We start from the raw sequence: 26,937 nt of genomic DNA on the forward strand, positions 1-26,937 counted from the left end.
GACGGTCGATCGGGTGTGCTCAGGTCTCGTACTCGTCGTGCAGGCGCCACCACTCGTAGGGCCGGCCCTGTGGCCGGTCCTCGGGGGAGTCCTCCCAGGTCTCCTGCCGGCCGAGCGGCGTCAGGTCGAGGAAGGTCCAGCCGCTGCCGAGCCGCTCGACTCCCCGCCCCGCGGTGAAGTAGGTGCGGTAGACGGTGTCGCCGTCTCGAAGGAAGACGTTCAGCGCGAACCCGTCGCCCGCTCCCATGTCGTCGTTGAAGTCGTTGCCCAGCGAGGAGAACCACGGGATCGTCCAGCCCATGCGCTCCTTGAACGGGATGATCTCGGCCAGCGGGCCGCGGGACACCAGGACCAGGGAGGTGTCGCGCGCGTGGAGATGGCTCAGATGCCCGATGTTGTCGGTGAACATCGAACACCCCGAACAGAAGGTGTCGCCGCCCAGCCACATGAAGCTGTAGACGATGAGCTGGCGTCGCCCGTCGAACAGGTCGAGCAGGCTCACCGGCCCGTCCGGGCCCTCGAACACGTATCCGCCGCCGTCCCCTTCCCCCTCCCCGCCGTTTCCGCCGACCCTGACCATCGGCATCCTGCGCCGCTCCGCGGCGAGGGCGTCCAGCGCTCGGGTGTGTTCCTTCTCCTTGACCAGCAGCGCTTCCCGCGCGGCCTGCCACTCCTGGGCCGAGACGACCTGGGAACTGTTCACGACGTGCTCCCTTCGGTTAGTTCCTTCAAGGAACTTACGAGGGAGACGGTAACAGGAGACCGTTCCTTAAGGGAACCCCCTCGCCTAGACTGCCCTCATGCAGCGAACCCGATTCGGTGACATGGCCTGCTCGATCGCCCGCACGCTGGATGTCATCGGTGAGCCGTGGTCGCCGCTGATCCTGCGGAACGTCTACGTCGGCATCAACCGCTTCGACCAGATCCAGCAGAGCCTGGACATCTCGCGCAAGGTGCTCACCGAGCGGCTCAAGTGGCTGGTCGAGAGCGGCGTGCTGGAGCGGAGGGAGTATTCGAGCCGGCCGCCCCGCCACGAGTACGCGCTCACCGCCAAGGGCCTGGAGCTGTGTGACCTGCTCCTGGTGATGGTGCGCTGGGGCGACCGGTGGACGGCGGGCGAGGCCGGTCCGCCCGTCCTCTACCGCCACCACGCCTGCGGCGAAATCAGCCACGTCGAGCTGCGCTGCGCGGTGTGCGACCGGCCGATGGGCGCCGCCGACGTCGACGTGCTGCCCGGCCCCGGGGCGGGGGCCCCGGCCGGGTCGCACGACCTGCCCGGCGCGGACCGGTACGAGCACGCCGGGCCCTGAGCCGCGCGCCCCCCAGCCTGGGCGCCGGACCCGTGCGGGCGTCAGTCGTTCTTGAAGGGGTCGTGCTCGGCCAGCAGCTTGTCCAGCCTGGCCCGGTCGACGCGGCTGATGACGGAGGCCTCCTCGTTCCTGTCCCGGACGCACTTGGCGAGCGTGAACGTCGACGTCACCACGTAGAGCAGCCCGATTCCCATGAAGGACCGGACCCAGGTGGTCACGGGCAGGTAGGCGATCCCGACCCCCAGGGCCGCCACGGACAGTCCGAAGGAGAGGACGGCCTGCGCGTAGAAGGCGGTCGTCGTCGTGTTTTTCGCCGGTCGTGTCATGCGCACCATCGTCGCGACGATCCGCTCCCGGATCGTGAGCGCGGCTACTTAGTTACCGGTGAGTACGACGGCCGGTGAGCAGGCTTCCAGCGGTGAGGCGGGCCACCGGGGTCTCGGCTCACGGTGCCGGGCCCTGCCGTGCCGGTGGCCCTGCCGTACCGGTGGTCCGGTGGCCCTGCCGTGCCGGTGGTCCGGTGGCCCTGCCGTGCCGGTGGTCCGGTGGGCCGGTGCTCGTCAACCGCTCGTGGCGGTCGCGCGGGCGAGGAAGAGGGTCCGCTCGCGCTCGTTGCGGGTGAGCCCGGCGGCCCGTTCGAACTCCTCGCGCGCCTCGTCGAGGCGGCCCAGCTTCACGAGCAGGTCACCTCGTACGGCGGCCAGCAGCGGGTAGCCCCTGAGGGCGCGCTCCGTCACCAGCCCGTCCACGATCTCCAGGCCGCGTTCCGGGCCGTACGCCATGCCCACCGCGACCGCGCGGTTCAGCTCCACCACGGGGGAGGGGGCGACGTGGGCGAGCACCCGGTACAGGGCGGCCATCCGCTCCCAGTCCGTGTCGCCGGCGGACGGCGCGCGGGCGTGGCAGGCGGCGATCGCGGCCTGCAGGCCGTACGGGCCCAGCGTGCCGAGCCCCTCGGCGCGGGCGAGCGACTCCAGCCCACGGCGGACGAGCAGCCGGTCCCACAGCCGCCGGTCCTGGTCGAGCAGCAGGACCGGCTCGCCGCCCGGTCCCGTCCTGGCGCGCGTGCGGGACGCCTGGATCTCCATCAGGGCGACGAGGCCGTGCACCTCGGACTCCCCCGGCATGAGACCCGCCAGGATCCGGCCCAGGCGCAGCGCCTCCTCGCAGAGCGAGGGGCGCATCCAGTCGTCACCGGCGGTCGCCGAGTAGCCCTCGTTGAAGATGAGGTAGACGACCTCCAGGACCGACGAGAGCCGGTCGCCCAGCTCGGCCGGGGTGGGCATCTCGATGCGCACCCGCTTCTCGGCGAGGGTGCGTTTGGCCCGGAAGATCCGCTGTCCGACGGTCGGTTCGGGCACCAGGAAGGCGCGCGCGATCTCCTCCGTCGTCAGGCCGCCGAGCAGGCGCAGGGTGAGCGCCAGGCGCCCTTCCGTGGACAGTACGGGGTGGCAGGCGGTGAAGAGGAGGCGCAGCACGTCGTCGCCGATGTGGTCGTCGAGGGTGTCGTCCAGCTCGGCCTCGGCGGACTCCTGACGGATCTCCATGTCCCGGCCGACCTCTTCGAGCTTCCGCTCGTACCGGTTCCTGCGGCGCAGCAGGTCGATCGCCCGGTGCTTGGCGGTGAGCATGAGCCAGGCGCCGGGATTATCGGGTACGCCCGTCTTGGGCCACTGCTCCAGCGCGATGACCAGGGCGTCCTGCGCCAGCTCCTCGGCCAGGCCGACGTCGTGCACCATCCGGGCGAGCCCCGCGATCACCCTCGCGGACTCGATCCGCCAGACCGCCTCGACCACCCGGTGAGGATCCCCAACCGTCATGCTCCCCGATCCAAGCACTTCGTCCCCGCCCGCGACACCGTCCTTCCCGGGGGCCTTTCCGGAGCGGGTGGGACGGTGGCACGAGTATTCCAAATCCAGGCAAGATCGGCGAAACCGGGCACTCGAACACCTGGACGCCTGGACGCCTGGACGCCTGGACGTCAGGGCATCCGGACACCCCGGCCCCCGGACAACGCGACGCCCCGGCCGGGGTTCCCGAGGGGATTCCGGCCGGGGCGTCGGCGGCAACGGTTTCAGACGGCCTCAAATGACGGCTTCGGATGACGGCCTCAAACGACGGCCTCGGATGACGGCTCCGGGCGACGGTCTCACGCGGGGGCGGCGAAGTCCTCGGGGCCGAAGACGCGGTGGAGGTCGCTCTCACCTTCCCAGCCCTCCCAGTGGTCGCGGTGGAGCCTCATGAAACGGGAGGCCCACTCCACGGCCTCCTCCTTCGACCTGACCTGGTAGACGGCGTAGCTGATCAGCTCCTTCGCCTCGGCGAACGGGCCGTCTGTGATGCTCAGTTTGCCCCCGGTGAGCTCGATCCGCGCGCCTTGCGTGCTCGGCGCCAGCCCGGCGGTGTCGAGCAGCACGCCCGCCCTGGTGGCCTCCTCGCCGAGTTTGGCGATGGCCTCCATCAGCTCGGCGGGCGGCGGGGTGTCGGGCCGGTGGGTGACCTTGAGGGTGGCCATGTATCGCATCGTGTTTCTCCTTGGTTTTGTCGTTCGTCGAAGGTTCTGCCGCTGCCGGACGGTCCGGCCGGGTCAGGCGCGCCGGGGCGCGGTGCGCCGGTAGAGGTGGAGCGAGAGGGCCGAGAGCCAGCCCCAGACGACCACGATCCCGGTGATGAACGCCAGGTTGGCCCAGGTGGCGCCCCCGCCGCTCGCGATGGCGGCGAAGGTCGCGAGGAAAAGCGCGCCGGTGAGCCCCGAACAGACCGCCCATCCCGTACGGCCCTCCGCGGCGAACCGGCGGCCGATGACGAAGCAGGCGGCGATCACGCACAGGAAGCCGACGGCACCGCAGGCGAAGTGGAGCATCCCGTGCCAGCTGACCGGTCCCGGGCCCTCGGGCGTACCGGCGGGGAAGCCCATCCCCGGGTCCGCCCGGAAGATCGCCGCGCCGACTAGGCTCACCCCGTACGCGCCGACGAGCCGGGGTGCCCAGGTCGCGCCGTGCCCCGGGGCCAGGGCCCGGCGCAGGCCGGCCGCGCAGGCGACGCTCGCCAGCCCGGCGGCGACGAGGTTGGCGATCTGGATCCAGCCGAGGTCGCCGTTGGCGAGCATGCTCCACGCGTGGCGGGTGAGGTCGAAGCCCTCCCGGGTCAGCGCCTGGGCGAGGGACACCGCGACGTACACCGGCCCGGCGATGACGCCGTAGCCCAGGAGCGACCTGGTGACGCTCGTCCGCGGGTCGCGGGCCACCGTGTTCGCGGTGCTCGCCGTCTGCTGGGCCATGGCCTTCTCCTCACGTGTCCCGGGCCGGTTCCGGTGTTCCTCCCGGCCCTCTGAACACGCTTCGAACGGGCTCGGCCCGATTCGACACGGCGGCCGGATTTCTTTCAAGATTTTTTGGAGCCGATGTCCCCGGGGTGACCCCTGCCACCCTGAGCTGCGAGGACGAGGTTCGGGCGGGCGCGGGTGGAACGATCTCGGTCCGCGGCGGGAGAGGCGCTACGGGACCCGGGCGGCACCGGCGCGAACCGCCCGCGGGCGCCGGACTTCGTACCACCGGGGTGGCGTGGGATGATTTCCCCATCATGCCCGCGACGCTGCCCTTCCGCCTCGCCCGCGCGACCGCCTTCGCCGCGGTCTGCCTGGGGCTGAGCGTGATGGCGCACGTCCTCGCGGGAGGTTCGGTCTCCGCGCCGACCGCGACCGTGGCCCTGGTGCTCGCCTTCGCCGCGGCCCTCGCCGCTTCGGGGCGCGAACGGACGCTGGCGGTGATCCTGCCGCTGCTGGCGGGCGTACAGGCCGGGCTGCACGTTCTGTTCTCCCTCGCGCACGCCGCGTCCCCCGCCGAGATGGCCGAGATGATCGGGCATGTCCACTCGGGACTGCTGCCCGGCCTGGGCATGCTGGTGGCGCACGGCTGGGCCGTCGGGCTGACCGCGCTGTGGCTGGCGCGCGGCGAGGCGGTGCTGTGGGCACTGCTCCGGCGGCTCGGCGTCCGGCTGCGCCGCGTGCTCATCGTGGTCGTGACCCCGGCGTACGCGTCCTTCCTCACCGCGGGCGCGATCGAGCCGGGCGTCCTTCGTCCGGCCGTGCTGCGCCACGTCGTCAGCCGGCGCGGCCCTCCCCGGAACGTCACCGTCACCTCCGGCTGACCGCCCAGGTCACCCGGGGGCGCGACCCGTTCCCGAACCCGCGCACATGGGCGCGCGTTCCCGAACCCGCGCGCACGTACGCGCGGGCCCGCGCCGACGCGGCCCTCCGGCCGCCCGGCGGACCACATCAGCGTGACAATCCCGGCCGCGTGTCCGGCATGGCCCCATCGAGACGGCGTTCCGCCGCGGCCTGCCGTTCCGGCCAGAAGAAAGGCGTCAACGTGTCTGCTCGTCGTGTCAACCATGCCGGAACCGACCTCGCCGCGATCGGCCGTCATGAGGTCAGCCGCGCCGTGATCGGCCGTCATGAGGTCAACCGCGCCGGAACCGACCTCGCCGTGACCGGCCGTCACGGAGTGAACCGCGCCGGAATCCGCCGTACCGCCTCCGCGGGTGTCCTGATCGCGGCCATGATGGTCCTGGGCGCGTGTGGCTCCCAGGAGACCACGGCCCCGGCCACCGCCCCGAGTTCCGCCGCGCCCGCCGCGCCCGCCGCGCCCGCCGCCACCCCTTCCGCCGCCCCCGCCGCCGTCGGCGGGGTGACGATCACCGATCCGTGGGTGAAGACCGCGAAGAAGGGGATGAGCGCCGCCTTCGGCACCCTGGTCAACAACACCGACGCCGAGGTGACGGTCGTCTCCGGCGCCTCGCCGCTGTCTCCGAAGATCGAGCTGCACGAGGTCGTCGACTCCAAGGGGAAGATGATCATGCGGCCCAAGGAGGGCGGGATCGTGATCCCCGCGAAGGGCACCCACCACCTCCAGCCCGGCGGCGACCACATCATGCTGATCGGCATCACCGAGGCGGTGAAGCCCGGCGCGCAGATTCCCTTCACCCTCACCCTCAAGGACGGCAAGACCGTGGAGTTCACCGCGGTCGGCAAGGACTTCGCCGGGGGCAAGGAGGACTACCAGCCCGGCATGGACACGGACGACGACAAGGGCATGGACATGGGCGAGGGCTGAGCGGGAAGCGGGAAACGGAGATAACTCATGCGGGAACCCCGGCTCAGCCGCAGGGGACTGCTCGCGGGAGGCGCCGCCACCGCGGCCGGCGCCCTCGCCGGATGCGCCCCTGACCAGGCTGTCCCCCCAGTCGCCCCCCGAACCGCCCCCCGGGCCGCCTCGGCGGCGTCACCCGTCTCCGGAGGCTCCGGAAGCTCCGGAGGTTCCTCGACGGAACCCTTCGACGGGATCCACCAGGCCGGGATCGCGACGGCGCCCCAGACGTACGGGGTGTTCGTCGGCCTGGACCTGCTGCCGGACACCGACCGCGAGGCGCTGGTCCGGATGATGCGGCTGCTCACCGACGACGCCCGGAGGCTGGCCCAGGGCAGGCCGGCCCTCGCCGACACCGAGCCGGAGCTGGCCGTCCTGCCCGCCCGGCTCACCGTGACCTTCGGGTTCGGCCCCGGTTTCTTCACGGCGGCCGGGCTCGCCGACCGCCGCCCGGAGGCGGCGGCACCGCTGCCCGCCTTCTCGGTCGACAGGCTCAGGAAGGAGTGGAGCGGCGGGGACCTGCTGCTGCAGATCTGCGCCGACGACGCCCTCACCCTGGCCCACGCCCTGCGCATGATCGTCAAGGACGCCCGCTCCTTCGCGAGGGTCCGCTGGACCCAGCGGGGCTTCCGGCGCGGCGCGGGCACCCAGCCCTCCGGGCAGACCCAGCGCAACGTCATGGGCCAGCTCGACGGGACCGTCAACCCGGCGCCCGGCGCTCCCGGGTTCGACCGGGCGGTGTGGGTGAGCGAAGGCCCCGAGTGGCTGCGCGGCGGCACCACGCTGGTGCTGCGGCGCATCCGGGCGGAGATGGAGACCTGGGACGCCGTGGACCGGGTCGCCAAGGAGTTCACCGTGGGCCGGCGCCTGGACAACGGCGCTCCGCTCACCGGGCGCGACGAGCACGACGTGGCCGACTTCGAGAAGCTCAACGCGATCGGCTTCCCCGTCATCTCCGAGCAGGCCCACATCCGCCGGGCCCATGTCGCCGACCCGAACCTGCGGATCCTGCGCAGGGTCTACAACTACGACGAGGGGCTCACCCCGGAAGGGCACGCCGACTCCGGGCTGCTGTTCGCCTCCTACCAGGCCGACGTCTCCCGGCAGTTCGTCCCGATCCAGCGCAGGCTGGCCGAGGCGGACCTGCTCAACGAGTGGACGACCCCGATCGGCTCGGCCGTCTTCACCATCCCGCCGGGCTGCTCCCCCAACGGCTGGATCGGGGACAGCCTTCTCGCCTGACGGAGACCGCCGTGCGCCCGTGACACCCATGGCCGTCACGGGCGTACGGCGGCCGTCCCGCGTTCCGAGCGGCGGGTCCTGGGACCGCCGGAACCGGTCAGCGCCCCGGCGGGCCACCGCTCGTCCGTGTTCCGGCACCTCGTCCGTATGTCGGCACGGGGCGGGATCGATCCGGGTGCGCCGCCTCGCAGGATCACGTACCGGGACGGGCGCTTCGCGGGTTCACGCACCTGTGCGGGTGGAGAACCACGCCACCCACCGCCGTTGCCAGGGGGTCTCGACCGCGCGGTGGTGGTAGTGCTCGCGCGTCCACTCGACGGCCTCCCGAGGGGGCAGGCCGGTGAGGGTGGCCAGGCAGGCCATGACGGTGCCGGTCCTGCCCACCCCGCCGCCGCAGGCGACCTCGACGCCGAGCCCCGACCGCGCCCGGTCGTGCAGGTGGACGATGGAGCGGGCGGCCGCGTGCCGGTCCGCGGGCAGCAGGAAGTCCGGCCAGCGGATCCATTCGTGCGGCCACGGCAGGGCGTCCCGGTGGCGGCGCCGGAGGCGTTCCGAACCGAGATAGAGCGCGAAGTCGGGGGCCGGGCCGGTGGGGGCGGCATTCCGCAGTCCCCGGCCGCGCACCCGGACACCGTCGGGGAACCGGACCGCGCCGGTCAGTGATGCCGTCATGAGGTGATTGTCGCTCACCGCCGTCCTGTGGCGAGGCGTCACCTGCTCGCTCGTACGCCGGTTCCGCATGGACCGGGGCGACGGCCGGTGTCGAGAACACGCGCCCCGTCACCTGGCTCCTCGTCGAGGAGGTCGAGAGCGGCGGCCGGGGTGTCGGTGGAAGCCCGCTGACGACCGAGACCATGAAGGCCATGGCCGCGGGCGCGCGCACCTGCCGACGGGCGGTCCGGCCGGTTCATGGGCGCACCGGCTGATAGGCGGTCGGCCGGTTCACGGGTGTACCGGCCGGAGCGTAGTCCGGATCAGGGCCTCGCCGGACAGACACGCAACCCGGCTGCCTTCCGTAACGGCAAATATCCGACGAATCACAATCGTAGGCTTTTGTGGAAAACAGCGTCGGTAAAGAAAGTGAATTGCCGGTAACACCATAATTTGACAGATCACTATTGCCGCGCGCCTAACGTTTCTGCTGATGATGGCCTGGTTATCCTCTTAAAGCCGCGGTCAGGGCAATATCACTGCGGAAAGCTCGGCCCCCCGTTCAATGATTCGACACTATTTGTCGGAATTCCTGCGGGAGGTCGGCCTTGCTGTTCTGGACTCGTGTGCGGAAGGGCTTCTTTGGGAGCGCCTTGTCCGGATTTACGGTATGTGCGGTTGGCCTGGGGCCGATGGTGTACACCTCCTCCGCTGCGTCTCATGGCGACGGCGACACCCCGTCGTTCGTCGTCACGTGCGGCCCGGGCCGGACCGGCCCGACATTGCGGCTGACGCGGGAGGCGCGGCTTGACGGCGATCGCGCGATCGTCACGGTGCACGTCGCCAACACCGGTGACGTCGACGCGGAGGGGGCGAGCTTCGCCGAGGACCTCTCCGCCGTCCCCGGCGGCGAGACCGTGGGTGACAGCCACGCGACCGCGGGCACGCTGGCCTACGACAAGCCCCTGCTCAAATGGGTGGGCGACGTGGGCGCCGGTGAGAGCGTCGACGTGCGGTACGCCGTCCGGGCGGCCGGTGACCGGATGTCCATCCCGACGGTCGACGCGCACGCGGGGCGGACCTGCCAGGGCATGACCTCCGGCCCCAGGGCCGTCGGCACACCTGCCGGTGAGCCCGCCGCCGACGCCCCGACCGCCGACGCCGACGCCCCGACCGCTGACGCCGAGGCCCCCGCCGACACTCCGGCCGACGCCCCCGCCGGCCCCTCGGCCGACAAGCGGGCGCAGGCCGAGGAGACCGGTGCGGCGACCGCTCCGGCACGGAAGAGCACGCAGGGCAGGGCCGCCCGGCTCAGGGCCTCCCCGGATGTCCTGACCGAGACCAGGCTGGCCCGAGCGGGCGCCAAGGCGGGTTCGTCGGCACGCCGAGCGCCGATCACCTTCTCCGAGCGCTACACGAGCGACTACCGGGGGGCGGTGACCCGCGCGGCGAACTCGGTGGTGACCTGCTATCCCCCGCAGGTGACCAACTGCGCCACCGTCCAGAACGGTTCGGGCAACAACAGCATCGCCGCCACCTTCATCGACGTGGACAGTGACGGGACGACCTTCAACTCCAGCACCGCCGGCCTCACGCTGTCGGCCAACGCGCAGGTCGCCTACGCGCGGCTGTACTGGGGCGGCCGGGGCCAGACCACGACCGACACGACGGGCCTGCCGGCCGGCAACCGCCTGGCGCCCGACATCAGCGTGCGCGGGCGGGTGCTGATCAAGGCTCCGGGCGACACCGCCTACCGGACGATCAACGCCTCGGCCGCCGACATCGGCGACACCCCCGACAACGTCACCGCGGACGGGATCGTCTACGGAGCCTCCGCGGACGTCACCTCCCTGGTGGCGTCGGCCGGCGCCGGCACCTACACGGTGGCGAACGTGCAGGCCGCCCGGGGGTTCGACGGCCTCGGCGCGTTCGGCGGATGGTCGCTGGTGGTGGCCTACCGGGACTCGTCCCTGCCGTTGCGGAACATCTCGGTGTTCGACGGCTTCCTGGAGCAGCAGAACGGCACCCCGGACACCACGATCAACCTGAGCGGGTTCCAGACCCCGACCATCGGGGCCGTGAACGTCCAGCTGGGCGAGATCGTCTACGACGGCGACAACGCGATCGTCGGCGACTCCCTGAGCATCAAGAGCACCAACGGGCCGCTGACCGTGCTGAGCGACGCCCTCCACCCGGCGAACAACTTCTTCAACTCCACCATCGCCAACCTCGGCAGCCAGGTGACCAACCGGAACCCGGCCTACACCAACACGCTCGGGTACGACTCCAGCATCATCGACGCGTCGTCGGCGTTCCGTAACAACGACACCTCGGCCCAGTTCACCTTCAGCACGGTCGGTGACGCCTACTGGCCCCACGCGTTCTTCACGCAGACCGACCTGCACCAGGCGAACGTCCAGATGACCAAGACCGCCCAGGTGGTCGGTGGCGGGACCCCCGCGCCCGGCTCGGTCGTCCAGTACACCATCACCGCGACCAACACGGGAGACGACACCGCGATCGGGGTGCTGCTCTCCGACCCGATCCCCGCGAACACCGTCTACGTGCCGGGGACCATCGCCGTGGCGTCGGGACCCAACGCCGGATCCAAGACGGACCAGCCGGGAGACGACCAGGCGCAGTTCGTCGGCAACCAGGTCAGCGCGCAGCTGGGGACCGGGGCGAACGCCACGAGCGGCGGCTCCCTGGCGCCCGGCCAGTCCACCTCCGTGACGTTCCGGGTCACCCTCGGCCCCAACTCGCCCGGCACGACGGTGACCGACACCGCGACCATCAGGTACGCCAGCTCCGACACGCCGACCCAGCAGGGAACGGCGAGCGCGAGCGCCTCGACGGCGGTCCCCGTGCAGGTCTCGTCGCTGTCGTTGCTGAAGACGGCCTCGCCGAGCACGGTGACGGCCGCGGGCCGGACGATCACCTATTCCTACGCCGTCACCAACACCGGTCAGACCACCCTCACCGGGGTGGGGATAACGAACACGGCGTTCTCCGGTACGGGTACGCCGTCGGCGACCACCTGCCCGGTGACGACACTCGCCCCGCAGGCCACCACGACCTGTACGAGGACGTACGTGACCACCCAGGCCGACGTGGACGCGGGCACGATCGTGAACACCGCGACGGCCACCGGCACCCCGCCCACGGGCCCGCCGGTGACGTCGTCGCCGTCGACCGCGACGGTCACGATCCCGTCGGCTCCCGGCATCGCGCTGCTGAAGACGGCCTCGCCGACCACCGTGACGGCCGCGGGCCGGACGGTCACCTACTCCTACCTGGTCACCAACACGGGTAACCGGACGCTGACCGGGGTGGGGATAACGAACACGGCGTTCTCGGGCTCGGGAACCCCCTCGGCGATCACCTGCCCGGTGACGACGCTCGCCCCGCAGGCCTCGACGACCTGCACGAGGACGTACGTGACCACCCAGGCCGACGTGGACGCGGGCACGATCGTGAACACCGCGACCGCCTCCGGCACCCCGCCGACGGGCCCGGCGGTCACGTCCGCCCCGTCGACCGCGACGATCACCCTCACCTCGGCTCCCAGCCTGTCGCTGCTGAAGACGGCGTCGCCGGCCACGGTGACGGCCGCGGGCCGGACGATCACCTACTCCTACCTGGTGGTCAACGACGGCAACCGGACGCTGACCGGGGTGACCGTGGCGAACACGGCGTTCTCCGGCACCGGCACACCCCCGGTGGTCACCTGCCCGGTGACGACGCTCGCGCCGCAGGCGTCGACGACGTGCACGAGCACGTACGTGACCACGCAGGCCGACGTGGACGCGGGCACGATCGTGAACACCGCCGCGGCCACCGGCACCCCGCCCACGGGGCCCGCGGTCACGTCTCCGACGTCGACCGCGACGGTCACGATCACCTCGGCTCCCGGCATCGCGCTGCTGAAGACGGCCTCGCCGGCCACGGTGACGGCCGTCGGACGGACGATCACCTACTCCTACCGGGTCACCAACACCGGCAACCGGACGCTGACCGGGGTGACCGTGACGAACACGGCGTTCTCCGGCACCGGAACCCCCTCGGCGATCATCTGCCCGGTGACGACGCTCGCCCCGCAGGCCACCACGACCTGCACGAGGACGTACGTGACCACGCAGGCCGACGTGGACGCGGGCACGATCGTGAACACCGCGACGGCCACCGGCACCCCGCCCACGGGCCCGCCGGTGACGTCGGCCCCGTCGACCGCGACGGTCACGATCACCTCGGCTCCCGGCATCGCGCTGCTGAAGACGGCCTCGCCGACCACCGCGACCGCGGCCGGACGGACGATCACCTACTCGTACGCGATCGTCAACACCGGCAACAGGACGCTGACCGGGGTGACCGTGACGAACACCTTCTTCTCCGGCACCGGAGTACCGTCACCGATCACCTGCCCGGTGACGACGCTGGCGCCGCAGGCCACCACGACCTGCACGAGGACATATGTGACCACGCAGGCGGACGTGGACGCGGGTGCGATCGTGAACACCGCGACGGCCACCGGCACCCCGCCGACGGGTCCGGCGGTCACGTCCGCCCCGTCGACCGCGACGGTCACCATCACGACGGCTCCCGGCATCGCGCTGCAGAAGACGGCGTCGCCGAGCACGGTGACGGCCGCGGGCCGGACGATCATCTACTCGTACACGATCGTCAACACCGGCAACACGACGTTGACCGGGGTGGGAGTGGTGGACACGTTCTTCTCCGGTACGGGAACACCGTCGGTGATCACCTGCCCGGTGACGACGCTGGCGCCGCAGGCCACCACGACCTGCACGAGGACGTACGTGTCCACGCAGGCCGACGTGGACGCGGGCACGATCGTGAACACCGCGGTCGCCTCGGGCACCCCGCCCACCGGCCCGGCGGTGTCCTCCGCCCCGTCGACGGCGACGGTGACCGCCACGTCGGATCCGGAGCTGTCACTGCTGAAGACCGCTTTCCCCTCGGACGTGGGAGTCGCGGGACAGACGATCACCTATTCGTACATGGTCGTCAACTCCGGTAACGCGACGCTGACCGCGCTGAGCGTGGCGGACACGGCGTTCTCCGGCACCGGGACGCCTCCGGTGATCACCTGCCCGGTGACGACGCTGGCCCCGCAGGCCACCACGACCTGCACGGGCACCTACACGGTCACCCAGGCCGATGTGGACGCCGGGACGATCGTGAACACCGCGGTCGCGACGGGCACCCCGCCGACCGGGCCGCCGGTCACGTCTCCGCCGTCGACCGCGACGGTCACCGGAGATCCGACCGCGAGCCTGACGCTGCTGAAGACGGCGTCGCCGGCCACGGTGTCGGCGCCGGGCCGGACGATCACCTACTCGTACATGGTCGTCAACAACGGCAACGCGACGTTGAACGCGCTGAGCGTGGTGGACACCGCCTTCTCGGGCACCGGGACACCTCCGGTGGTCACCTGCCCGGTGACGACGCTCGCTCCGCAGGCGTCGACGACCTGCACCGGCACGTACGTCACGACGCAGGCCGACATCGACGCGGGCGCGATCGTGAACACCGCGACGGCCACCGGCACCCCGCCGGTGGGCCCGCCGGTCACGTCCGCCCCGTCGACGGAGACGGTGACGGCCGCCGAGGCGCCCAGCCTGGAGCTGCTGAAGACGGCGTCGCCGAGCACGGTGTCGGCCGCGGGCCGGACGGTGACCTACTCCTACCTGCTCATCAACACCGGCAACACGACGTTGACCGGGGTGAACGCGGTGGACACGGCGTTCTCCGGCACCGGGACACCTCCGGTGGTCACCTGCCCGGTGACGACGCTCGCCCCGCAGGCGTCCACGACCTGCACCAGCACCTATGTGACCACCCAGGCCGACATCGACGCGGGCACGATCGTGAACACCGCGACGGCGACGGGCACCCCGCCGACGGGCCCGCCGGTGGCCGCCGACCCGTCGACCGCGACGATCACGGCCGCCGCGGCTCCCAGCCTGTCGCTGCTGAAGACGGCGTCACCGGCCACGGTGTCGGCGGCGGGCGAGACGATCGACTACTCCTACCTGGTGGTCAACGAAGGAAACACCACGCTGACCGGCGTGAACGTGACGGACACCACGTTCTCGGGCTCGGGGACGCCTCCGGTGGTCACCTGTCCGGTGACGACGCTGGAGCCGCAGGAGACGACGACCTGCACCAGCACGTACGTGACCACGCAGGCCGACATCGACGCCGGTTCGATCGTGAACACCGCGCTCGCCACCGGCACCCCGCCGACGGGTCCGCCGGTGGCCTCCGAGCTGTCGACCGCGACGGTGACGGCCGCCGAGGCACCCAGCCTGGAGCTGCAGAAGACGGCGTCGCCGAGCACGGAGGGCGCGGCCGGGCGGACGGTCACCTACTCGTACACGATCGTCAACACCGGTAACACGACGCTGACCGCGGTGAGCGTGGCGGACACCGCGTTCTCGGGCACCGGGGCGCCTCCGGTGATCACCTGTCCGGTGACGACGCTGGAGCCGCAGGAGACGACGACGTGCACCAGCACGTACGTGACCACGCAGGCCGACGTGGACGCGGGCACGATCGTGAACACCGCCCTCGCCACCGCCACCCCGCCGACGGGGCCACCGATCACGTCCGACCCGTCGACGGTGACGATCACCATCGACGACGCTCCCAGCCTGTCGCTGCTGAAGACGGCGGATCCGGGCACCTTCGCGGCGGCGGGCCTGACGGTCACCTACTCGTACACGATCGTCAACACCGGTAACACGACGCTGACCGCGGTGAGCGTGGCGGACACGGCGTTCTCCGGTACCGGGGCGCCTCCGGTGATCACCTGTCCGGTGGCGACGCTGGAGCCGCAGGAGACGACGACGTGCACCAGCACGTACGTGACCACGCAGGCGGACGTGGACGCCGGTTCGATCGTGAACACCGCGGTCGCGACCGGCACCCCGCCGACGGGTCCGCCGGTGAACTCCGCCCCGTCGACGGAGACGCTGGCCGCCGTGCTGGACTCCGGTCTGTCGCTGCTGAAGACGGCGTCGCCGAGCACGGTGGGCGCGGCCGGGCGGACGGTCGTCTACTCGTACACGATCGTCAACACCGGCAACACGACGCTGACCGCCGTGAACGTGACGGACACCGCGTTCTCCGGCACCGGGGCGCCTCCGGTGATCACCTGTCCGGTGACGACGCTGGAGCCGCAGGAGACGACCACGTGCACCAGCACCTACGTGACGACGCAGGCGGACGTGGACGCGGGCTCGGTCGTGAACACCGCGGTCGCGACCGGCACCCCGCCGACGGGGCCGCCGGAGGCCTCCGCCCCGTCGACGGTGACGATCACCATCGACGACCTTCCCAGCCTGGCGCTGCTGAAGACGGCGCTGCCGAGCACGGTGACGGCCGCGGGCCAGACGGTGACCTACTCCTACCTGGTCACCAACGACGGCAACACCACGCTGACCGGCGTGGACGTGACGGACACGGCGTTCTCCGGCACCGGGACACTCCCGGTGGTCACCTGCCCGGCGACGACGCTGGAGCCGCAGGAATCGACGACGTGCACGGGCACGTACACGGTCACCCAGGCCGACATCGACGCGGGAGCGGTCGTGAACACCGGGGTCGCCACCGCCACCCCGCCCACCGGCCCGCCGATATCGTCCGACCCGTCGACCGCGACGCTGGACGCCGCGCCGACCTCCGGCCTGACGGTGCTGAAGAGTGTCGCCCCGCTGGCCCTGGTCGACGAGGGCCAGACGGTGACCTACTCCTACCTGGTCACCAACACCGGTAGCGCGACGCTGACCGGGGTGAACGTGACGGACACCGCGTTCTCCGGCACCGGGACGCCTCCGGTGGTCACCTGCCCGGTGACCACGCTCGCCCCGCAGGCCACCACGACCTGCACGGGCACCTACACGGCCACCCAGGCGGACGTGGACGCGGGCTCGATCGTGAACACCGCGACGGCCTCCGGCACCCCGCCGACGGGCCCGCCGGTGACGTCCGTTCCGTCGAGCGCGACGTTGCCCGCCGAACTGCTTCCCGGTGTGGCGCTGCTGAAGTCGGCGACCCCGGCCACGGTGTCGGTGGCGGGTCAGACGGTGACCTACTCCTACCTGGTGACCAACACCGGCAACGTGACGCTGACCGGGGTGAGCGCGGTGGACACCGCGTTCTCGGGCTCGGGGACACCGGCGGTGATCACCTGCCCGGTGACGACGCTGGCCCCGCAGGACTCGACGACCTGCACGGGCACGTACACGGTCACCCAGGCCGACATCAACGCCGGTTCGATCGTGAACACCGCGACGGCCTCCGGCACCCCGCCGACGGGCCCGGCGGTCACGTCCGCTCCGTCGACGGCGACGGTCACGTCCGAGGAGGCCTCGGCGCTGACGCTCGTCAAGTCCGTGGCCCCGGCCACGGTGTCGGTGGCGGGTCAGACGGTGACCTACTCCTACCTGATCACCAACACCGGCAACGTGACGCTGACCGGGGTGAGCGCGGCGGACACCGCGTTCTCGGGCACCGGGACACCGGCGGTGATCACCTGCCCGGTGACGACGCTGGCCCCGCAGGCCTCGACGACCTGCACGGGCACCTACACGGTCACCCAGGCGGACGTCAACACCGGCTCGATCGTGAACACCGCGGTCGCGACGGGCACCCCGCCGACGGGTCCCGCGATCACGTCGGCCCCGTCGACCGCGACGGTCACGGCCACGACCGTCTCGACGCTGACGCTCCTCAAGACGGTGGCCCCGGCCACGGCGACGGCGGCGGGCCAGACGGTGACCTACTCCTACCTGATCACCAACACCGGCAACACCACACTGACCGGGGTGGACGTGGCCGACACCGCGTTCTCGGGCACCGGGACACCCGCGGTGATCACCTGCCCGGTGACCACACTCGCCCCGCAGGCGTCGACGACCTGCACGGGCACGTACGTGACCACCCAAGACGACGTCGACGCCGGGACGATCGTGAACACCGCGGTCGCGACGGGCACCCCGCCGGTGGGCCCGGCGGTCGCGTCGGCGCCGTCGACGGCGGCCGTCACGATCCCGTCGGCTCCCGGCGTGGCGCTGCTGAAGACGGCCTCACCGGCCACGCTGACGGCGGCGGGACGGACGGTGACCTACTCCTACCTGGTCACCAACACCGGCAACACCACGCTGACCGCGCTGACCGTGGCCGAAACGGCGTTCTCCGGCACCGGGGCGCCTCCGGTGATCACCTGCCCGGTGACCACGCTGGAGCCGCAGGAGACGACGACCTGCACCAGCACCTACGTGACCACGCAGGCCGACGTGGACGCGGGCACGATCGTGAACACGGCGACGGCGACGGGCACCCCGCCGACGGGCCCGCCGGTCACGTCCCCGCCCTCGACGGTGGCGATCACCATCACGGACGCTCCCGGCCTGTCGCTGCTGAAGACCGCAGCCCCGCCGGCCGTGACGACCGCGGGACAGACGATCACCTACTCGTACACGATCGTCAACACCGGCAACACGACGCTGACCGCGGTGAGTGTGGCGGACACGGCGTTCTCGGGCACCGGGACACCTCCGGTGGTCACCTGCCCGGTGACGACACTGGCCCCGCAGGCCACCACGACGTGCACCAGCACGTACGTGACCACCCAGGACGACATCGACGCCGGTTCGATCGTGAACACCGCGGTCGCCACCGGCACCCCGCCGGAGGGTCCGGCGGTCACGTCCGACCCGTCGACGGAGACGGTGACGGCCGACCCGGCTCCCAGCCTGGCGCTGCTGAAGACGGCGTCGCCGAGCACGGTGGGCGCGGCCGGACGGACGGTGACCTACTCCTACCTGGTCACCAACACCGGCAACACCACGCTGACCGCGCTGAGCGTGGCCGAAACGGCGTTCTCCGGCACCGGGACACCTCCGGTGATCACGTGCCCGGTGACGACGCTGGAGCCGCAGGACTCGACGACCTGCACCAGCACCTACGTGGTCACCCAGGCCGACGTGGACGCGGGCACGATCGTGAACACGGCGACGGCGACGGGCACCCCGCCGACGGGCCCGCCGGTCACGTCCGCCCCGTCCACGGTGACCATCGCCATCGCGGACGCGCCGAACCTGGAGTTGTTGAAGACGGCGTCGCCTGCCACGGTGACGGCGGCGGGCCGGACGATCACTTACTCGTACACGCTGGTCAACACGGGTAACACGACGTTGACGGCGTTGAGTGTGGTGGACACGGCGTTCTCGGGCACGGGTGCGCCTCCGGTGGTGACGTGTCCGGTGGCGACGCTGGAGCCGCAGGAGACGACGACGTGCACCAGCACGTACGTGACGACGCAGGCGGACGTGGACGCGGGCACGCTCGTGAACACCGCGCTCGCCTCGGGCACCCCGCCGGAGGGTCCGCCGATCACGTCGGACCCGTCGACGGTGACGATCACCATCGCGGACGCGCCCAGCCTGGAGTTGTTGAAGACGGCGTCGCCGAGCACGGTGACGGCGGCGGGCCGGACGATCACTTACTCGTACACGCTGGTCAACACCGGTAACACGACGCTGACCGCGGTGAGTGTGGTGGACACGGCGTTCTCGGGTACGGGCGCGCCTCCGGTGGTCACCTGCCCGGTGACGACGCTCGCTCCGCAGGCCACCACGACCTGCACCAGCACGTACGTGACCACGCAGGCGGACGTGGACGCGGGCACGCTCGTGAACACCGCGCTCGCCTCGGGCACCCCGCCGGTGGGTCCGGCGGTCACGTCCGGCCCGTCGACGGTGACGATCACCATCGATGACGCACCCAGCCTGACGCTGCTGAAGACCGCCTTCCCGTCGGCCGTGGCGACCGCGGGGCAGACGATCACCTACTCGTACCTGCTCGTCAACGACGGCAACGCGACGTTGACGGGTGTGAGTGTGACCGACACGGCGTTCTCGGGCACCGGGACGCCTCCGGTGGTCACCTGCCCGGTGACGACGCTCGCCCCGCAGGCCACCACGACCTGCACGGGCACCTACGTGGTCACGCAGGCGGACGTGGACACGGGCTCGATCGTGAACACCGCGACGGGCTCCGGCACCCCGCCGACGGGACCGCCGATCACGTCTCCGCCGTCGACGGTGACGACCACCGTCGCGGACGCTCCGAGCCTGGCGCTGCTGAAGACGGCCTCACCGGGCACGGTGTCGGCCGCGGGCCGGACGGTGACCTACTCGTACCTGGTGACCAACACCGGCAACGCGACGCTGACCGCGCTGACCGTGGTGGACACGGCCTTCTCGGGCACGGGTACGCCTCCGGTGGTCACCTGCCCGGTGACGACGCTGGCCCCGCAGGCGACGACGACGTGCACCAGCACGTACGTGACCACCCAGGCGGACGTGGACGCCGGTTCGATCGTGAACACCGCGGTCGCCACCGGCACCCCGCCGACTGGTCCGGCGGTGTCCTCGGCACCGTCGACGGAGACGGTGGCGGCCGACCCGGTTCCCGGCCTGGCGCTGCTGAAGACGGCCTCGCCGAGCACGGTGACGGCGGCCGGGCGGACGATCACCTACTCGTACGCGGTCGTCAACACCGGTAACGCGACGCTGACCGGTGTGACCGTGACCGACACGGCGTTCTCGGGCACCGGGACGCCTCCGGTGGTCACCTGCCCGGTGACGACGCTCGCCCCGCAGGCCACCACGACCTGTACGGGCACGTACGTGACGACGCAGGCGGATGTGGACGCGGGTTCGATCGTGAACACGGCGGTCGCGACGGGCACTCCGCCGACGGGTCCGGCGGTGGCCTCCGATCCGTCGACGGCGACGGTCACCATCGCGGCGGCTCCCGACCTCACGCTGCTGAAGACGGCCTCGCCGAGCACGGTGGCGTCGGCGGGCCGGACGATCACCTACTCCTACCTCGTCGTCAACAACGGCAACGCGACGCTGACGGGTGTGACCGTGACCGACACGGCGTTCTCGGGCACGGGAGCACCTCCGGTGGTCACCTGCCCGGTGACGACGCTCGCCCCGCAGGCCTCGACGACCTGCACGGGCACGTACGTGACCGCGCAGGCGGACGTGGACGCGGGGTCGATCGTGAACACCGCGGTCGCCACCGGTACCCCGCCGACGGGTCCGGCGGTCACGTCCGACCCGTCGACGGTGACGGTCACCATCGTGGACGCGCCCAGCCTGTCGCTGCTGAAGACCGCCTTCCCGTCGGCCGTGACGACCGCGGGGCAGACGATCACCTACTCGTACACGGTCGTCAACGACGGCAACGCGACGTTGACGGGTGTGAGTGTGACCGACACGGCGTTCTCGGGCACCGGGACGCCTCCGGTGGTCACCTGCCCGGTGACGACGCTCGCCCCGCAGGCCACCACGATTTGCACGGGCACCTACACGGCCACCCAGGCCGACGTGGACGCCGGGACGATCGTGAACACCGCGGTCGCCTCCGGTACTCCGCCGACGGGTCCGCCGATCGCCTCCGACCCGTCGACCGCGACGGTCACCGGAGATCCCGCCGCGGGCCTGTCGCTGCTGAAGACGGCCTCGCCGAGCACCGTGACGGCGGCCGGACGGACGATCACCTACTCCTACCTGGTCGTCAACAACGGCAACGCGACGTTGACGGGTGTGACCGTGACCGACACGGCGTTCTCGGGTACCGGGACGCCTCCGGTGATCACCTGCCCGGTGACCACACTCGCCCCGCAGGCCACCACGACCTGCACGGGCACGTACGTGTCCACGCAGGCGGACGTGGACGCGGGTTCGATCGTGAACACGGCGGTCGCGACCGGCACTCCGCCGGTGGGTCCGGCGGTCACGTCCGGCCCGTCGACGGTGACGATCACCATCGCGGCGGCTCCCGACCTCACGCTGCTGAAGACGGCCTCGCCGAGCACGGTGACGGCCGCTGGCCGGACGATCACCTACTCGTACACGGTCGTCAACAACGGCAACGCGACGTTGACGGGCGTGAGCGTGACCGACACGGCGTTCTCCGGCACGGGGACGCCTCCGGTGGTCACGTGCCCGGTGACGACGCTGGCCCCGCAGGCCACCACGACCTGCACGGGCACCTATGTGACCACGCAGGCCGATGTGGACGCGGGCACGCTCGTGAACACCGCGGTCGCGACCGGCACTCCGCCGGTGGGCCCGGCGGTGGCCTCCGATCCGTCGACGGTGACGATCACCATCGCGGACGCGCCCAGCCTGGCCCTGCTGAAGACGGCCTCGCCGAGCACCGTGACGGCCGCCGGACGGACGGTCACCTACTCCTACCTGGTGACCAACACCGGCAACGCGACGCTGACCGCGCTGACCGTGGTGGACACGGCCTTCTCGGGCACGGGAGCACCTCCGGTGGCCACCTGCCCGGTGACCACGCTCGCCCCGCAGGCCACCACGACCTGCACGGGCACGTATGTGACGACGCAGGCCGACGTGGACGCGGGCACGCTCGTGAACACCGCGGTCGCGAGGGGCACTCCGCCGACGGGGCCGCCGGTCACGTCCGGCCCGTCGACGGTGACGATCACCATCGCGGACGCGCCCAGCCTGTCGCTGCTGAAGACCGCCTCCCCGGCGGTCGTGACGACCGCGGGGCAGACGATCACCTACTCGTACACGCTCGTCAACGACGGCAACGCGACGTTGACCGGGGTGAGCGTGACCGACACGGCGTTCTCGGGCACCGGGACACCTCCGGTGGTCACGTGTCCGGTGACGACGCTGACCCCGCAGGCCACCACGACCTGCACGGGCACCTACGTGGCCACGCAGGCCGACGTGGACGCCGGTTCGATCGTGAACACCGCGGTCGCGACGGGCACTCCGCCGACTGGACCGCCGATCACGTCCGCCCCGTCGACCGTGACGACGACCGTCGCGGACGCTCCGAGCCTGGCGCTGTTGAAGACGGCCTCACCGGGCACGGTGGGCGCGGCCGGGCGGACGGTGACCTACTCCTACCTGGTGACCAACACCGGTAACACGACGCTGACCGCGCTGAGTGTGGTGGACACGGCGTTCTCGGGCACGGGTACGCCTCCGGTGGTCACCTGCCCGGTGACCACGTTGGCGCCGCAGGCCACGACGACCTGCACGGGCACGTACGTGACCACGCAGGCGGATGTGGACGCCGGTTCGATCGTGAACACGGCGACAGCGACGGGTACGCCGCCGACGGGCCCGCCGGTCACCTCGGCGCCGTCGACGGAGACGATCACCATCGCTGACGCTCCCGGCCTGTCGCTGCTGAAGACGGCCTCGCCGAGCACACTGACGGCGGCCGGGCGGACGGTCACCTACTCCTACCTGGTCGTCAACACCGGCAACGCGACGCTGACCGGTGTGACCGTGACCGACACGGCGTTCTCCGGCACCGGGACACCTCCGGTGATCACCTGCCCGGTGACGACGCTGGCTCCGCAGGCCACGACGACCTGCACGGGCACGTATGTGACCACGCAGGCCGATGTGGACGCGGGTTCGGTCGTGAACACGGCGGCGGCGACGGGTACTCCGCCGACGGGCCCGCCGGTCACGTCCGCCTCGTCGACGACGACCATCACCATCACGGACGCTCCCAGCCTGGCCCTGCTGAAGACGGCCTCGCCGAGCACCGTGACGGCTGCGGGCCGGACGATCACCTACTCCTACCTGGTGACCAACACCGGCAACGCGACGCTGACCGCGCTGACCGTGACCGACACGGCGTTCTCGGGTACGGGTACGCCTCCGGCGATCACCTGCCCGGTGACCACGTTGGCTCCGCAGGCCACGACGACCTGCACGGGCACGTATGTGACCACGCAGGCCGATGTGGACGCGGGTTCGATCGTGAACACGGCGACGGCGACGGGTACGCCGCCGACGGGCCCGCCGGTCACGTCCGCCTCGTCGACGACGACCATCGCCATCGCGTCGGCTCCCAGCCTGACGCTGCTGAAGACGTCCTCGCCGACCACGCTGACGGGGGCGGGACAGACGATCACCTACTCGTACGCGATCGTCAACACCGGCAACGCGACGCTGACCGCGCTGACCGTGACCGACACGGCGTTCTCCGGCACCGGGACACCTCCGGTGGTCACCTGCCCGGTGACGACGCTCGCCCCGCAGGCCACCACGACCTGCACCAGCACCTACGTGGTCACCCAGGCCGACATCAACGCCGGTTCGGTCGTGAACACCGCGACGGCCTCCGGCACCCCGCCGACGGGCCCGCCGGTGACGTCCGCCCCGTCGACGTCGACGGCGACCGTCACGGAGACTCCCAGCCTGTCGCTGCTGAAGACGGCGGCCCCGGCCACCGTGACGGCGGCCGGACGGACGATCACCTACTCCTACCTGGTCGTCAACGACGGCAACGTCACGCTGACGGGTGTGGGTGTGGTGGACACGTCCTTCTCGGGCTCGGGTACGCCTCCGGTGATCACGTGTCCGGTGACGACGCTCGCCCCGCAGGCCACGACGACCTGCACGGGCACGTACGTGGTCACGCAGGCCGACGTGGACGCGGGTTCGATCGTGAACACGGCGGCGGCGACGGGTACTCCTCCGACGGGCCCGCCGGTCACGTCCGCCTCGTCGACGGTGACGATCACCATCGCGGACGCGCCCAGCCTCGCCCTGCTGAAGACGGCGGCCCCGGCCACCGTGACGGCGGCGGGGCAGACGATCACCTACTCGTACGCGCTCGTCAACACCGGCAACGCGACGTTGACCGGGGTGAGCGTGACGGACACGGCGTTCTCGGGTACGGGTACGCCTCCGGTGATCACCTGCCCGGTGACGACGCTGGCCCCGCAGGCCACCACGACCTGCACGGGCACGTACGTGGTCACCCAGGCCGACATCAACGCCGGTTCGATCCTGAACACCGGGACCGGCTCCGCCACCCCGCCGACGGGACCGCCGATCACGTCTCCGTCGTCGACGGCGGCGGTGGGCGCCGCACCGGCCTCCGCCCTGACGCTCGCCAAGACGGCCTCGCCGTCCACCATGACGGCGGCAGGACAGACGATCACCTACTCGTACCTGGTCACCAACACGGGCAACGTGACGCTGACCGGGGTGAGCGCGGTGGACGCGGCGTTCTCCGGCACCGGGACACCTCCGGTGATCACCTGCCCGGTGACCACGCTGGTCCCGCAAGCCACCACGACCTGCACGGGCACGTACGTGGTCACCCAGGCCGACATCAACGCCGGTTCGGTCGTGAACACCGCGACGGCCTCGGGTACCACGCCGACGGGCGCGGTCACCGGCTCCAACGCGTCGACCGCGACGGTCACGGCCGCGGCGGTCCCGTCGCTGACGCTCGTCAAGACGGCGTCGCCGAGCACGGTGACGGCGGCGGGCCAGACGGTGACCTACTCCTACCTGGTCACCAACACCGGCAACGTCGCGTTGACCAATGTCGGTGTGACGGACACCGCCTCTCCGGGCTCCGGGGTCCCCGAGGTGATCACCTGCCCGGTGACGACGCTGGCGCCCCGGGCCTCGACGACCTGCACGGGCACGTACGTGGTCACCCAGGCGGGCGTGGACGCGGGGTCGATCGTGAACACCGCGACGGCGTCGGGTACGCCGCCGACGGGTCCGCCGGTCACCTCCCCGTCGTCGACGGCGACGGTGACCGCCACCCCGAACCCCGGTCTGACGCTGGCGAAGTCGGCGACTCCGGGCAGGGTGTCGACGGCGGGCCAGACGATCACCTACTCGTACCTGGTCACCAACACCGGCAACGTCACGTTGCGGGGGATCAGCGTGACGGACACGTCCGTCCGGCGGTCGGGGGTTCCCGCGGTGATCACCTGCCCGGTGACGACGCTGGCGCCCCGGGCCTCGACGACCTGCACGGGCACCTACGCGGTGTCGGGAGCGGACATCGACGCGGGGTCGATCGTGAACACGGCGACGGCCTCGGGCAATCCGCTGTCGGGTGGTCCGGGCGTCACCTCCGGCGGGTCGAGCGTGACGGTCGCGGTGGCCGCGCCGGTCAGGCCGCGGGCGTCCGGCGGCACGGACCGCCAGGAGAACAAGATCCGCAACCGGACGTCGGACTCCACCAAGATCAAGATCACCGACCGCAAGAAGAAGCGCCACCACAAGTTCCACGGAGGTCACTGGAAGAGGCGCCGCTGAGCCCCGCCGGGGCGGGTGACGGCGACCTGGACAACGGGAAGTTGATCGGCTCGGCGCCCGTGGCGGCGACACCCGGTCACGGCGACCGGTAGGCCGGGGGAGGATCCACCCGGCCCGCCGGCCGGACAGATTCCGCGGTGGGTGCGACAGCGCCCACCGCGGAGTCGCGTCCGGGGCCCGTCCGGGACGAGCCCGCACCCGGGCGGCGCGAGCACGACGGCCGCGCGGACGGCGGTTCGGCGGAGGGCGAGATCGCCGGGAAGAGATCGCCGGGACGGGGCCGGCGGGGAGAGAACCACCGGCGCCCCGGCATCGGAATGGTTTTTATCTGTCATAAAAGACAGGAGAGGAGAATTCGGCCCCGATGGGCGTGAATATTACCTCAAAAGGGGGTCAGCATGGACAACGAAGAATGCCGGTCGCCGGGGGCGGTTGTATTATCGTGGGTGATATGGCATCCACTGCGCCATGGTAATCGTGAATAAATGGCTTCGACGGTCATTCTGCGCCTCGGATGCGCAGGTTCCGTGCGGATCCAGTGCATCCGGTGGATGTCCTTGGCCTGACGCTGCGATTCCGTATCGGCCGAGGGTCTGAATATCAGTATAAATCAACTGATGCTGCGGGAGTCGTTCAGTGAATATACGATGTGCATCACCTACGGCGGTAAAAGCCCCGGTGCTGGTGATGCTGGCCTCCGTGCTGGCAGCCGGATGTTCTTCGAACGTGGACACCATGCGCAACGCCGCGGTGGTGTCGGAGAGGTCGCCGGTCGTGGAGCCGACCGGGGCGAGCGGTGAGACGGGCGGCGAGGCGAACGAGCTGCCGGCGAAGGTGGCCAACGAACCCAACGTCCGCAAGAACGTCGTCCAGACCAAGTGCGAGGCCATCCCGGGCGGCTGGAGCGCCGAGGGGACCGCGAGGAACCCCGGGAAGAAGCCCGTCACCTACAAGGTCGTCGTCTACTTCACCACCACCAAGGCGACAACGCTCGACTACGCCCAGGCCCTCGTGAAGGTCCCCCCCGGCGAGACGGTCACCTGGAACGCGAAGAAGCACTTCCCCGCGAAGCGGGAGATGCTCTGCCCCATGCCCGGCATCAGCGTCGTGTCCTGACGCCGGTCACGTCCTGACATCGGCCGTGTTCTGACGCCGGTCGTGTCCTGACGCCGGTCGTGTCCTGGCATCGGCTGTGTCCTGACGTCGGTCGTGTCGTGCACGTCGAGGGAACTCGGCGACCCGGTGCGGCAGGCGGCGGGCGGCGGGCGGTCCAAGCCCGAACGTGTGAACGCCCCGCGGGTCTCCGGACCCGCGGGGCGTTCACGTGTGCCCGAGGCGCTGACGGTGGGCCCGCGGGGCGTTCACGTGTGTCCGAGGGCCGCCGGAAGTTGGCGGGGCGTTCACGTGTGTTCGGGGCGC

Annotated in this window: 12 protein-coding genes; 6 read left to right on the plus strand and 6 right to left on the minus strand. The window is 71.2% G+C overall.

Going from position 1 to position 26,937, the window contains the following annotated elements; all coding sequences use genetic code 11:
• Positions 1 to 19 precede the first annotated feature (19 nt).
• The gene (locus ABT053_RS13165) at positions 20 to 703 is read right to left on the minus strand and encodes a DUF899 domain-containing protein (protein ID WP_350969168.1); all 684 of its coding nucleotides are present in this window, start codon (positions 701 to 703) and stop codon (positions 20 to 22) included.
• A gap of 97 nt (positions 704 to 800) precedes the next feature.
• Between ABT053_RS13165 and ABT053_RS13170 the strand changes: the two genes are divergently transcribed.
• Positions 801 to 1,310 carry a winged helix-turn-helix transcriptional regulator gene (locus ABT053_RS13170; RefSeq protein WP_350969169.1) on the plus strand — a complete coding sequence of 170 codons (510 nt, stop codon included), beginning with the start codon at positions 801 to 803 and terminating at the stop codon, positions 1,308 to 1,310.
• Positions 1,311 to 1,351: 41 nt separating this feature from the next.
• On the opposite strand, the gene ABT053_RS13175 is transcribed toward ABT053_RS13170, so the two are convergent.
• From ABT053_RS13175 to ABT053_RS13190, 4 genes are all read right to left on the minus strand, one after another.
• A complete protein-coding gene (locus ABT053_RS13175; RefSeq protein ID WP_350969170.1) occupies positions 1,352 to 1,636 on the minus strand; it encodes a YiaA/YiaB family inner membrane protein in 285 nt (94 codons plus the stop codon).
• Positions 1,637 to 1,870: 234 nt separating this feature from the next.
• Positions 1,871 to 3,130, minus strand: a complete 1,260-nt coding sequence (locus tag ABT053_RS13180) for an RNA polymerase sigma factor (protein WP_350969172.1) — start codon at positions 3,128 to 3,130, stop codon at positions 1,871 to 1,873.
• Between the two features lie 329 nt (positions 3,131 to 3,459).
• Positions 3,460 to 3,834 carry a YciI family protein gene (locus ABT053_RS13185; RefSeq protein WP_350969173.1) on the minus strand — a complete coding sequence of 125 codons (375 nt, stop codon included), beginning with the start codon at positions 3,832 to 3,834 and terminating at the stop codon, positions 3,460 to 3,462.
• Between the two features lie 63 nt (positions 3,835 to 3,897).
• Positions 3,898 to 4,590 (minus strand): DUF998 domain-containing protein, encoded by a 693-nt coding sequence (locus ABT053_RS13190; protein WP_350969174.1) that lies wholly within the window; start codon positions 4,588 to 4,590, stop codon positions 3,898 to 3,900.
• Between the two features lie 302 nt (positions 4,591 to 4,892).
• On the opposite strand from ABT053_RS13190, the gene ABT053_RS13195 reads away from it, so the two are divergent.
• The 3 genes from ABT053_RS13195 to ABT053_RS13205 all read left to right on the plus strand — a co-directional run bounded on the left by ABT053_RS13195 (position 4,893) and on the right by ABT053_RS13205 (position 7,699).
• Positions 4,893 to 5,459 carry an MFS transporter gene (locus tag ABT053_RS13195; protein WP_350969175.1) on the plus strand — a complete coding sequence of 189 codons (567 nt, stop codon included), beginning with the start codon at positions 4,893 to 4,895 and terminating at the stop codon, positions 5,457 to 5,459.
• A 221-nt stretch (positions 5,460 to 5,680) separates the two neighbouring features.
• The gene (locus ABT053_RS13200; protein ID WP_350969176.1) at positions 5,681 to 6,424 is read left to right on the plus strand and encodes a copper chaperone PCu(A)C; all 744 of its coding nucleotides are present in this window, start codon (positions 5,681 to 5,683) and stop codon (positions 6,422 to 6,424) included.
• Between the two features lie 27 nt (positions 6,425 to 6,451).
• Complete coding sequence (locus ABT053_RS13205; RefSeq protein WP_350969177.1) at positions 6,452 to 7,699, plus strand: Dyp-type peroxidase; 1,248 nt, start codon at positions 6,452 to 6,454, stop codon at positions 7,697 to 7,699.
• Positions 7,700 to 7,921: 222 nt separating this feature from the next.
• Here the strand turns inward: ABT053_RS13205 and ABT053_RS13210 are convergent, their stop codons facing one another.
• Positions 7,922 to 8,371 (minus strand): phosphatase domain-containing protein, encoded by a 450-nt coding sequence (locus ABT053_RS13210; RefSeq protein WP_350969178.1) that lies wholly within the window; start codon positions 8,369 to 8,371, stop codon positions 7,922 to 7,924.
• Positions 8,372 to 9,042: 671 nt separating this feature from the next.
• On the opposite strand from ABT053_RS13210, the gene ABT053_RS13215 reads away from it, so the two are divergent.
• Together ABT053_RS13215 and ABT053_RS13220 are read left to right on the plus strand one after the other, a co-directional pair.
• Positions 9,043 to 25,518, plus strand: coding sequence for a beta strand repeat-containing protein (locus ABT053_RS13215; protein WP_350969179.1), 16,476 nt, complete (start codon positions 9,043 to 9,045; stop codon positions 25,516 to 25,518).
• A 726-nt stretch (positions 25,519 to 26,244) separates the two neighbouring features.
• Complete coding sequence (locus ABT053_RS13220; RefSeq protein WP_350969180.1) at positions 26,245 to 26,634, plus strand: hypothetical protein; 390 nt, start codon at positions 26,245 to 26,247, stop codon at positions 26,632 to 26,634.
• Positions 26,635 to 26,937 lie beyond the last annotated feature (303 nt).

The sequence above is a fragment of the Streptosporangium sp. NPDC002524 genome (genome assembly GCF_040295985.1).
In the GTDB taxonomy this organism is placed as follows: domain Bacteria; phylum Actinomycetota; class Actinomycetes; order Streptosporangiales; family Streptosporangiaceae; genus Streptosporangium.

Coding starts and splice junctions, on each gene's coding strand:
- ABT053_RS13170 (WP_350969169.1), top strand. CDS start 801: ATGCAGCGAACCCGATTCGGTGACATGGCCTGCTCGATCGCCCGCACG.
- ABT053_RS13175 (WP_350969170.1), bottom strand. CDS start 1,636: ATGACACGACCGGCGAAAAACACGACGACGACCGCCTTCTACGCGCAG.
- ABT053_RS13180 (WP_350969172.1), bottom strand. CDS start 3,130: ATGACGGTTGGGGATCCTCACCGGGTGGTCGAGGCGGTCTGGCGGATC.
- ABT053_RS13185 (WP_350969173.1), bottom strand. CDS start 3,834: ATGCGATACATGGCCACCCTCAAGGTCACCCACCGGCCCGACACCCCG.
- ABT053_RS13190 (WP_350969174.1), bottom strand. CDS start 4,590: ATGGCCCAGCAGACGGCGAGCACCGCGAACACGGTGGCCCGCGACCCG.
- ABT053_RS13195 (WP_350969175.1), top strand. CDS start 4,893: ATGCCCGCGACGCTGCCCTTCCGCCTCGCCCGCGCGACCGCCTTCGCC.
- ABT053_RS13205 (WP_350969177.1), top strand. CDS start 6,452: ATGCGGGAACCCCGGCTCAGCCGCAGGGGACTGCTCGCGGGAGGCGCC.
- ABT053_RS13210 (WP_350969178.1), bottom strand. CDS start 8,371: ATGACGGCATCACTGACCGGCGCGGTCCGGTTCCCCGACGGTGTCCGG.
- ABT053_RS13215 (WP_350969179.1), top strand. CDS start 9,043: ATGGTGTACACCTCCTCCGCTGCGTCTCATGGCGACGGCGACACCCCG.